The 10,803-nt window shown below is 65.4% G+C and carries 3 protein-coding genes and 4 pseudogenes; 6 read left to right on the top strand and 1 reads right to left on the bottom strand.

Annotation, left to right across the window (positions count from 1 at the left end; translation table 11 throughout):
- The 4 genes and pseudogenes from GA0115254_RS00450 to GA0115254_RS00430 all read left to right on the top strand — a co-directional run.
- Positions 1-608: pseudogene (locus GA0115254_RS00450) on the top strand (hypothetical protein); the annotation flags it as partial.
- A gap of 489 nt (positions 609-1,097) precedes the next feature.
- Positions 1,098-2,570, top strand: a complete 1,473-nt coding sequence (locus GA0115254_RS45400) for a VMAP-C domain-containing protein (protein WP_256102321.1) — start codon at positions 1,098-1,100, stop codon at positions 2,568-2,570.
- Positions 2,567-3,601 carry an AAA family ATPase gene (locus tag GA0115254_RS00435; RefSeq protein WP_093893239.1) on the top strand — a complete coding sequence of 345 codons (1,035 nt, stop codon included), beginning with the start codon at positions 2,567-2,569 and terminating at the stop codon, positions 3,599-3,601. Before GA0115254_RS45400 ends, GA0115254_RS00435 begins: the two co-directional genes overlap by 4 nt.
- A gap of 10 nt (positions 3,602-3,611) precedes the next feature.
- Positions 3,612-6,815: an SAV_2336 N-terminal domain-related protein gene (locus tag GA0115254_RS00430; protein WP_093893238.1), complete on the top strand. Its 3,204-nt coding sequence runs from the start codon at positions 3,612-3,614 to the stop codon at positions 6,813-6,815.
- 403 nt (positions 6,816-7,218) lie between these two features.
- Here the strand turns inward: GA0115254_RS00430 and GA0115254_RS00425 are convergent.
- Positions 7,219-8,656, bottom strand: a pseudogene (locus GA0115254_RS00425) (IS1380 family transposase).
- 268 nt (positions 8,657-8,924) lie between these two features.
- Between GA0115254_RS00425 and hydA the strand changes: the two are divergent.
- Positions 8,925-10,315, top strand: a pseudogene (gene hydA, locus GA0115254_RS00420) (dihydropyrimidinase).
- Positions 10,316-10,326: 11 nt separating this feature from the next.
- Positions 10,327-10,797, top strand: a pseudogene (locus GA0115254_RS00415) (LLM class flavin-dependent oxidoreductase); the annotation flags it as partial.
- Between the last annotated feature and the right edge of the window lie 6 nt (positions 10,798-10,803).

Below are 10,803 nucleotides of genomic sequence, written 5' to 3'. Positions count from 1 at the left end.
ATCTCGTTGGCGCAAGGCTGGGCGGCACCGGGCGCTTCCCGGGCGGCCGGGTCGCGGCTGTACTCGGCACGCTCGCCCTGCGGTTGACCACCCAGCCTGCACTCGATCACTGGCGGGCGCCGCTGACTACCGGATCCGTACCTGCACTTGGCGACATTCTGCGGTATCAGACCCGTGGCCGGCCCCTCCGCGACCATCTAGAGAGCCTGATCACAGCGAGCCCCGAGCCAACTGTCGTGATCGGCCACAGCCTCGGCGGCATCGCACTTGTGGACCTCTATGCCCTCGCAGCCATCAGCCGGACATCGCTGCCGGAGACGCGACTGCTGGTGACCGTCGGCTCGCAGGCGCCCTTCCTGCATGAACTAGGTGCCCTCACCGGACTGCCACCAACTGCCGGTCTACCGCCGGACTTCCCGCGCTGGCTCAATGTCTTCGACCGCAAGGACCTCCTCGCGTACCAAGCCGAACCGGTTTTCCCCGGTGACTCCCGTGTCATCGACCATGAGGTGAGCAGCAGGCAGCCGTTTCCCCTTAGCCACAGCGCGTACTGGAAGCTCGATGCGGTGTATGACCGGATCGCAGAGGAGATCGAGGCGATGCGGTGACCGCCGACGGACACGAACGGATTGACCCACGCCGTGTCTTCGCACTTGTCGTAGGCATCGAGTCGTACGGCATAAGCCATCAGTGGGATCTGCCCGGCGCTGCCCGCGACGCCGTACGGTTCGCCGAGTGGCTCACCGGTCCTGCGGGTGTCCCGGACAACCAGGTGAACCTACTGCTCTCACCTCTGGAACGGAACCAGCAGGAAATATCGTGGCATAACTACCTCTTGCCGACCCAGGAGAATGTCGAGCGGATCCTCTTCAAGGAGCTTCCCACACGTGACGGGGATCTGTTGTGGATCTACTGGGCCGGACACGGCTACCTCGACCAGACCCACCAGATGCTCCTCCCGTACTCGGACGCCACCCGTGACTGGACTGCGCATCTTAACTTGGAGGCGGCGCTGCGTTGGTGGAAGGGCGCAGGGCCGGGCGACGGACGCTTCCGCCGACAGATAGCCATTGGTGACGCCTGCCGGGTCGACGCCCGTGCAGCAAGCAAGCAAGCTTGCCTTCGGCGAGAAGGGGTACGGGGCACGCCCGTCGGACCCAAGGCGCCGCCAGTTCACGCTCTACGCCTCACACGCTGGCGAGGTCGCGCAGAACCTTGCCGACCGGGGCGCCGGCCAGTTTACCGACGTCCTGATGCGTCGGCTCAGCGAGAGCACCCTGGACCAGAGTGTGCATGGCCTCGTCGGTATCGCCCGCTCCTTACAGGCCGACTTCCAACTGTTGCGGACCAGGGGGCTCGCTTGGCAGCACCCGCAATTCGTCATTGACCGCGACTGGAGCGGCTCTACGATCTTCGGCGATCGCTGGACCGATCCGGACTTGGCGGGACACGGAGCTCCGCGTCTCGACCAGTTCGCCTGGAAGGAACTCGGACCGCTTTTGCATGGACGTGGGGCGCCCGCCCATACGCACGACGCCTACCGCTGGGCTTTCGACATCACTGGCTGCGCCGTTCCCGCTCACCGTGGCCTGCCGCCCGGCGGGCTGATGGCTATCGCCCATGACCTTGACGCCCGACAGGGCAGGAAGCGGGACATGCCGCTGACGCTGCCCTTTATTCGCTATCTCGCCGCATGCTCCATCGAGTCGACATGGGCTGAAGCAGCTGACGCCTGGGTCGACGACACCCGCGAACGCCTTGGCTCGGCAGCCGTCCCCGCCCCTCCCGAGCCAGATCCGGAACCCGCGGGTCTGCATGTGCGGCTCACGGAGGACACCGAAAGCGAGGGCGCTCACTGGGTACGGATGTGGCTCTACCGAGAAGGCGTCTTCGAAGCCGTTTGGGAGTCGGACCGGCCGTTGGCTATGACGGAGGTGCAGGACCGCCTGGCCGAACAACTGCTCGCGGATCATGCTGGTGAGACGGTGCGCATCGAATTCCATGTGCCTTACGGGCTGCTGGAGGAGGAGTTCGAGTGTTGGGGGCTGCCCATCGGGAGGCGAGGCAAGGAGATCGAACTCGGCTGCCACTACGAGGTCCTGGTGCGTTGCCCCGATGAGCGCGATGGCGTGGCAGGGGAGTCCTGGCGGCGCAAGTGGCAATGGTTCAAGGCCCATGGCGGGCATGACCCGAAAGCCGTGCACGAGCTGGGTGACGGCGACGTCAGTGAGGCCCTCGGCGTGTTCCTGCAAGCCACTGAACCGCCGGTTTGCGTGCTGGCTGAAGTCTCCGAGCAGCGCCTGATGGACACGCTCGACGCCGTGCTGGACGCCGGTGTGCCTATTGCCGTTTGGCCACGCCGCGGACACGCGGCGCAGGCCCAGGGTGGGCTGGTGGCCGCGCTTACAGGCGCAGACCGAATGGATGTCGGCCGCCTGCCCGCCTTGCTGAGGATGCTGCGGATTCCCTTGCCCGGAGCATCTGCCGAGGGGATACGACGGTCCTCGCTCCCCTTGGCACTGATGTGGGACGACCCCGAACGCGTACCTGAAAGGCGGCCGCTGTCATGACGGCGAAGGAATGGTGGATCTACCAGGGCCCGGGAACCATCGAGCAGAGAAATATGCGGCTTGCTGAACAGCGTCCGCCCTGGAGGGATTTCAGGGGGGTGCGAGATCCGGAGTACGCGCCACCAGGGATCGATGACCCCGCCTGGCGGGAGACGCATCGCCGGGGTACTGGGTATGTGCCGGACATGGCTGAGAAGGACGCGGTTAATACAGCCCTGTACTTGCGCCGACCGCTGTTGGTCACAGGAAAGCCCGGCCTCGGCAAGTCCACGCTCGCGTACAGTATCGCAACCGACCTCGAACTCGGTCCCGTACTGCATTGGCCGATTACCAGCCGCACTTCCTTGCGTGACGGCCTGTACCAGTACGACGCGATCGGCAGGCTCCATGATGCCAATCTGCGCAACCTCCAGCAGGCATCTGCCACCCCCTTGGATCCGTCCATCGCACCGTACCTGCGCCTCGGTCCGCTGGGGACTGCGCTGTTGGCGCAGGACCAGCCCCGGGTGCTGCTCGTCGACGAGATCGACAAGAGCGACATCGATCTGCCCGGGGATCTGCTCACGGTATTTGAGGAAGGGGCTTTCGAAATCCCCGAGCTGGCGCGGGTTGCGGCGCAGCAGCCGGAGGTGAGGATCGGTACGCAGGACGATCCGCAGGCGCGGGTACGGGTGGAGCGCGGGCGGGTGCAGTGCCGGTCCTTCCCCATAGTTGTACTCACCAGCAACGGAGAGCGCGATTTTCCGCCGCCCTTCCTGCGACGCTGCATCAGGCTGCACATGGAGCCGCCAGGAAAGGAGAAGCTGACGCAGATCGTGCGGCAGCGGCTGGGACTGGACTCCACCTCCGACGAGCCTTACAGGGAACTCGTTGAAGCCTTCATCGACCGACGGATGGACGGCGACCTCGCCACCGACCAACTGCTCAATGCCGTTCAACTGCGTCTGAAGGGGGCATGGTCCGACTCACACGACCGCACACAGTTCCTGGAGACGGTGCTGCACCGGCTCACCGGCCCCTCGTCCGTGTGAGGACCCTTCGGTGATCGAGGAACTGCTGGCAGCGCTGGTCGAATCAGGTGCCGACGCCGCCCATGAGGAGTTGGCGGACATCCTGTGGCTGGCCGCGCGCATAGGCGCCGCGGGGAGCCGGGACAACACGGGCGACGAACAACAGCCGGACAGTGTCGAACAGGGGACCGCGTCGCCGAGCAATCCGGATCGAGGTGATGGTGGGTCTCAGGCCAGCGAACGGTACTACAGCGCCACGCTCGAGGACGACGCGCGTGCTGTCGATCCGGATACTCGGCGAGGCGAAGCCGTCCTGGTACGGCGGGCGATGGCCCTGGAGGACCCCCTCGGTGTTATGAGGGCGCTGCGTCCACTTGGCCGCCAGACGGTACCCGCCGTCAACACGACTGAGTTGGACGAGGAGCTCAGCGTCGACAGCAGCGTTGAGCAAGGCATGGTGGTGCCGATACTGAAGCCGCAGCGCGGCCGCTGGCTCGACTTGGCCCTGGTCATCGACACACATCATTCGATGTTGCTCTGGCACGACCTGGTCAGCGAGCTGTGCCGCACGTTTGCGCAGACTGGCATCTTCCGAGACGTCCGCCTGTGGTTCCTGAGCGGTACTGAGGTAGGAGGCATACCGACTGTCGCACGGGCAAACGGGGGCGATTCCCGTCGCCCTCAAGAAGTCTCCGATCCGTCCGGACACCGGCTGGTACTGGTCGTCACGGACACGGTAGCGGGGGGCTGGAGCGGTACCAGCCTCCAAGCAGTCCTGCGCCAGTGGGTGGCACACAACCCACTGGCCCTCCTAAACGTGCTGCCGCGGCGTCTGTGGACCCGGGGTGCGGTGGCCCCGGAGGGTGTGGTTGTACGGGCCGCGCGGCCGGCGGCCCCGAACGTATCGTGGCGCTTGGCCCAGGCAGCTCGGCAGGGTGGGAGTTCCAGGCTGAGCTCCAGAAGCCGGGTCCGGGCGGGGCTCGCGGGCAGCATCGCGATCCCGATGGTGGAGGCGTCCCCGTCGGGGCTGGGTGCGCTGGCGTCGCTCGTCGCGGGCGAGGGCCGGTGGAGCAGGCTTTCGTGCCTGACAATCGACCGGACGGGCACGGGCATTGAGTCGGCGGCCGCTCCGGCGCTTGCTGCTGCCCCGGATCCTGATGCAAAGCGGGCCCTGCGCCGTTTCCAGGAGAGCGCGTCACCCGTTGCCCAGGAGTTGGCGGGCTATCTGTCCGCAGTACCGCTGACCCTTCCCGTGATGACACTCGTACGCCGGGCCATGCTGCCGCACTCGAAGCACGGCCATCTCGCGGAGGTAGCGCTGGGCGGGCTCTTGGAAGGTTGGCAGGACGGACACGGCACGTTCGACATGGCGCGCTTCGAGTTCCACTTCCTACCTGGTGTGCGCGAGGCATTGTTGGGCGCTCAACTCCGCCATGACATCACTGCTGTTCAGGAGCTGGTCCGGCGCGAGGTTGCGGACTACGTCGAACGGCTCGCAGGAGGATCGGGCGGTGACTTCCCGGCGACGCGTACGACAGCCGGCGGGACGGGAGAGCGGAGCATCGGCCCGGGCGCGATGCCCTTCGCTGAGTCCGCCCTGCCACGGGTGACGCCAATGGCGGAGACGCGACCGTTGCAGCTCGGCGTACACATGGCAACGCCCGTGGGCAACTTGCCGGTTCAGTTCCCCACCTATGTGGAGCGCGAGTACGACGCGCGGTTGCGGGACATCGTCCGTGGAGCCGACGCGGGGGAGCCCACGTTCGTCGTTCTCGTGGGGGATGAGGGTGCAGGGAAGACACGCTCGGCATGGGAGGCTGTGCGTAATCTGCCGGACGGGTGGGTTCTGTGGGCACCCCCTACAGCCGAGGATCTTCGGGAGGGCGTTTCGCTAATCGGCCCGCGGACGGTGGTGTGGCTGGACGACTTGGAGCGGTTCGGGAACATCAGCGCCGCTCAGTACGACAGCCTGCAGGCGGCAGTCCTCGTGGTGGGCACCGCTCGGTCCATTTTCTGGGCAGACAGCTTCCCGGACAGCGCCAAGAGACGCGCCACGGTCATTCACGTACCCGGCGAGTTCCTTGAGAGCGAGTTTGCAGGGGAAACAGCCAATACCGGTTCTCTGGCTTCTTTGAGTGCACGGCGGCAGACGGTAGCAGAGCGTTTTTCATTTCTGGTCCCCGGCGGTGTCGTTGCAATGGCGTCTGTTCCTGCCCTCGACGGCCGGACGTATCTTGCCACTTACAGTCGACCGGATGGAAAAGTGCGAACGTGGGACCCGGAGGCGGGCTCTATGGTAGGCGAATCATTTACGGTGCAAGAGCCTGGAATCGCGGCAATTGCCGCCGTCCCGCTGCCTGCGAGATCCCCGCTCCTTGCGACTACCAACCATGGCGGGGAGGTGCATCTTTGGGGATCGGCCGACGGAAGTTTTAGCGGCGTTCGGTACGATATTCGAAAAGGTGTGCTGTCCATGACGGAATTTGTAGAGGCGGACGAGCCCCCGCGTCTTGCCTTCACGGATTACAGTGGGAGGTTGCAAATTCGGGACGCTGTGGATGGAACTCCAGTCGGCAATACCTTGTGGACTGGTGGATACCCCGGACGGGCTATGACTGCCCTTGTTGATCCCGCTGGACGGCGCTGCCTGGTAACGGCCGACTATAGCGGTGCTGTGCGGCTGTGGAACCTTAATTCTAAGACCGCTGTTCCCAGCGAACTGTTCATCATTCGGCCGCAAAAAGTATTGGCTATGGCAGCCATTGATAGGGTCGAGCGGCATAGCCTTCTCGCCACCATCGGGTATGACAATGTTATTCGCGTATGGGATCCATTTGTGACGCGTGCGATTTCCGACCCGGGTCGTGTTCTTGATTTGGATGCGATGGATCCAATCCGATTTGAGGAGTTGGTTCTGCATCTCCTCAACTTGATGAATGAAGGGCGGGTCGCTATTGACGCGAGACGGAATGCAGGAATCGATGGAGTGATAACTCATCGAGTCGCCGGTCAAATTAGTCTCGTGCAGGTCAAGCATACCCGAAGAGAAGTTGCATACGAGGTGATCCGTGACCTCTCTCGGTCCGTGCGTGACAGGGATGCCCGCAAGGGAATAATCGTCACGAATGGCACGTTCTCAAAAGCCGGCATCGAATTTGCCGAAAACTCCGACAAAATTCAGCTAATCGATGGCCGCGCGTTGCGCGAATTGATTCGGGAGCATCTTGGAATTTAGCTCCTGCTCGAATCGCCGCTGGAAATGCTGGCGCGGGCGGCCCGTGGTAGCCGCTGAAGGAGGCTGGCGATGCCTCAGTTCGTTCGCCGCTTCTTGCGTGGAGGGTGCAGTGTCGAGGTGTACAGGTGGGGAGGCCAGCGAGATGGATCGGTGCCTGATGCGACTGCACTGCGAGATGTGCGGTGGTGCTGTCGGCTGGGCTCAACTATGCAGAAATCGAGCCTTTGAAGGTGGGAGGGGCTCGGTGCTTAGCCTCGCCGTTTCGGTTGGGCTGAGGCGGCGTCGCTGATCGCCAAGTGTTGGGTGGCCGACGTGATTTCGGTGCTTGGGCAGGTCGGAGTCCCGGCGCGGTGGTCGGGTTCTCCGGGTTCTTTCGGGTCGTGGGCGGACGGGGGTTTGCCGGTCAGCTGGCGGGTCGGGGCAGTGCGGCGAGGCGGTGGAAGGCCGTGGCCAGTTCGTGTCTCCAGGGCCAGGTCGCCGATATCCGCAGGTGGAGGCGTCGGCCGCCGCGGGTGAGGCGGGCGGCGACGTGCAGTAGCCGGTAGCGGAGTTTCTTGGGCTCGGCGGTGGCCAGCTCCCCGTCCAGGAGGAGGACACGGGTCCAGGCGAGCAGGTCGATCGCGGCGAGGCTGAGTTCGAGCCAGACGGCGTTGATGCCGAAGTCGCGGGAGGGGGAAGCGGCCGAATCCGGTGGTCTTGCCGCACCGGATGTGGTCCTCGACAGTGGCATGTCCGCGGTGGCGGACCTCCAGGAACTGGGCGGAACCGCCACCGGAGTACGGGGTGTCGGTGAGGAACACCTGATGCCGTAGGCCTTCGTCCTGGTCGAACAGGGACAGCTGGGCTCCGGGGTGCGGCCGCTCTCGGCGCACGATGATGCGGGTGCCGGCCGGGTAGCCGTCCAGATCGACCATGCCGGTCAGCTCGGCGACCTCGGCGCCATCACGCAGAGTCCCGTCCTGGTTAAGGGCGGGATGTCAGAGGCGGTCGGGCATGGCCCGGACAGCGCGGCGGACCGGCTCGGTGATGGCGTATCCGACCGAGAAGAAGGTACGGATTCCTCGTTTCCGCACGTCGCGGACGTGGGCGAGGAAGGCTTTCGCGGATCCGGCACTGTCGGTGCGGACGAGGACGTCGGTGCCGTGCCGATGCGCGTCGGGGATTTGCGCGAATGCCTGGTCGAACACCGTGATGTGGTCGCTCGCGGTGTTGGCACCGGCGTTTCCAGGACGCAGTCGGCCCGACAGTGCCTCGCCGGTGTTGGCCAGGAAGCACAGCAGCGGGTGGAAGCCGAAGCCGCCTTTATAGGTGGGTGCGGCCTGCTCCTTCTCGGAGTGGCAGGTGATCAGCGTGGCGTCGAGGTCCAGGACCAGCCCGGGCAGAATACGTCCCGCGGCCCGGACTGCGGGTATGCCCTCGCCTTGCTCGGCGGCCTGCATCCAGGCGACTTCCCGAGCTTGGGCACGCGCCGAGCGCAGAGAATCCAGTGTCCTCTCGTCGGTGTCGGCGAGCAGTCGCCAGGCCGTCGGTGTCGAGGCGACCGAACCGAACACCCCTACCTGGTCCCGCAGTACGGCCAGGTCCGCGATGGCCTCACCGCCGTCGGCGAGCATCACCGCCAGGTCGGTGGCGATCCGGCCCGGATCATGCCCAGTCCCGCGCGGCCGAAGCGGCCTGAGCGCGGTGGAGTACGCGGCGGTGAGCCCGGTGGCATCAGCGAGATCAGCCAGTAACCGTGCCCCGGCATGACCGACCACCCCCGAACCATCTGCACTGACCTGGATCTTGGGACGCAACCCGATAGCCTGCACGTAGAAAGTGCCCTCCGCCTGGACCGACAGAACCCCTCAGCAAGGTTCATCGTCCCAGGTCAGGAAGGCACTTTCGCGTTTCCGCCCCAACAGCCGCCGTACCCAAACGAAACGGCGAGGCTAGTGGGTGCGGACGCCGCGTGCACCCGTGTCGCGGGGTGAACGACGCAAGGCATAGCGGCGTGGGTTGCTGGCGTCGCACTGGCTTCTGCCGCCGACCGGTACACCGCCTTCATTACGGCGTTCCGGTCGGCGGCCCTCCGAGTCCCGCATTGCGAGGGGAAGGGATTTCTCAGACATGACTCGAACTCTCATTACCGGTGGCCTTGTGATTACTGCTGCCGAAGAGTTGCACGCGGATGTTCTGATCGAGAACGGCCGTGTCGTGGCGATGGCGACCGCGGGTAGCCAGGACTGGACTGCCGATCGCGTGATTGATGCCTCCCAGAAGTATGTGATCCCGGGTGGGGTCGACGCGCACACGCATATGGAGCTGCCGTTCGGTGGCACCTTCGCGTCGGACACGTTCGAGACCGGGACGCGAGCCGCAGCCTGGGGTGGGACGACGACGATCATTGATTTCGCGGTGCAGTCACAAGGGCATTCGCTCCGGGCGGGATTGGACGCCTGGTATGCCAAGGCCGATGGAAAATGTGCGATCGATTACGCATTCCACATGATCGTGTCGGACGTCAATGAACACACACTCAAGGAAATGGACGGACTCGTCGAAGAAGGCGTTAGTTCGTTCAAATTGTTTATGGCGTATCCGGGGGTCTTCTATTCGGATGACGGGCAGATCCTGCGTGCCATGCAGCGGGCCTCCGGCAACGGCGGGCTGATCATGATGCACGCTGAGAACGGCATCGCGATCGACGTCCTCATCGAACAGGCCCTGGCGCGCGGGGAGACCGACCCCCGCCACCACGGCGAGGTCCGCAAGGTCCTCCTGGAGGCCGAGGCCACCCACCGTGCCATCCAGCTTGCCCGGGTGGCCGGCTCCCCGCTCTACGCGGTTCACGTCTCCGCCGAGGAAGCCGTGGCCGAGCTGGCCGCCGCCCGGGACAAGGGCCTGCCCGTCTTCGGCGAGACCTGCCCGCAGTACCTCTTCCTCTCCACCGACAACCTGGAGGAGCCCGACTTCCAGGGCGCGAAGTACGTCTGCTCCACCCCGCTGCGCCCCCGCGAACACCAGGCGGCGCTCTGGCGGGGGCTGCGGACCAATGACCTCCAGGTGGTCTCCACCGACCACTGCCCGTTCTGCTTCCGCGGCCAGAAGGAGCTGGGACGCGGGGACTTCTCGAAGATCCCGAACGGGCTGCCGGGGGTGGAGAACCGTATGGACCTCCTCCACCAGGCCGTCGTCGACGGGCACATCAGCCGCCGCCGCTGGATCGAGATCGCCTGCGCCTCCCCGGCCCGGATGTTCGGCCTCTACCCGAAGAAGGGCACCATCGCGCCGGGTTCCGACGCCGACATCGTCATCTACGATCCGCACGCCGAGCAGGCCATCTCCGCCGAGACCCATCACATGAACGTGGACTACTCGGCGTATGAAGGAAGCGCATCACCGGCCGGGTAGAAACGGTTCTCTCGCGCGGTGAAGTCGTCATCGACGGACGGAAGTTCACCGGCCGGGCCGGTCACGGAATGTACACCCCGCGCGCCACCTGTCAGTACCTGGACTAGGAGCACCCGTCATGGACTTCGGACTCGTCCTCCAGACCGACCCGCCCGCCTCGTCCGTCGTCGGCCTGATGCGCCGCGCCGAGCGCAACGGCTTCCGCTACGGCTGGACCTTCGACTCGGCGGTGCTCTGGCAGGAGCCGTTCGTCATCTACAGCCAGATCCTCGAACACACCGAACACCTCGTCGTAGGCCCCATGGTCACCAACCCGGGCACCCGCACCTGGGAGGTGACCGCCTCCACCTTCGCCACCCTCAACGACATGTTCGGCAACCGCACCGTCTGCGGCATCGGGCGCGGCGACTCCGCGATGCGGGTCGCGGGCCGCGCCCCCAACACCCTGGCCCGGCTCGGCGAGGCCATCGACGTCATCCGCGACCTCGCCGAGGGCCGTGAGGCAACTGTCGACGGCAAGGCGCTGCGGATCCCGTGGATCAAGGACGGGAAGCTGCCCGTCTGGATGGCCGCATACGACTCTGCTGCGTAATTC

The sequence above is a fragment of the Streptomyces sp. Ncost-T10-10d genome (assembly GCF_900091955.1).
GTDB lineage: Bacteria > Actinomycetota > Actinomycetes > Streptomycetales > Streptomycetaceae > Streptomyces.
The sequence above is the reverse complement of the archived record's forward strand: the minus strand, read 5'-3'. Positions and strand labels throughout refer to the sequence as shown.

Coding starts and splice junctions, on each gene's coding strand:
- GA0115254_RS00435 (WP_093893239.1), top strand. CDS start 2,567: ATGACGGCGAAGGAATGGTGGATCTACCAGGGCCCGGGAACCATCGAG.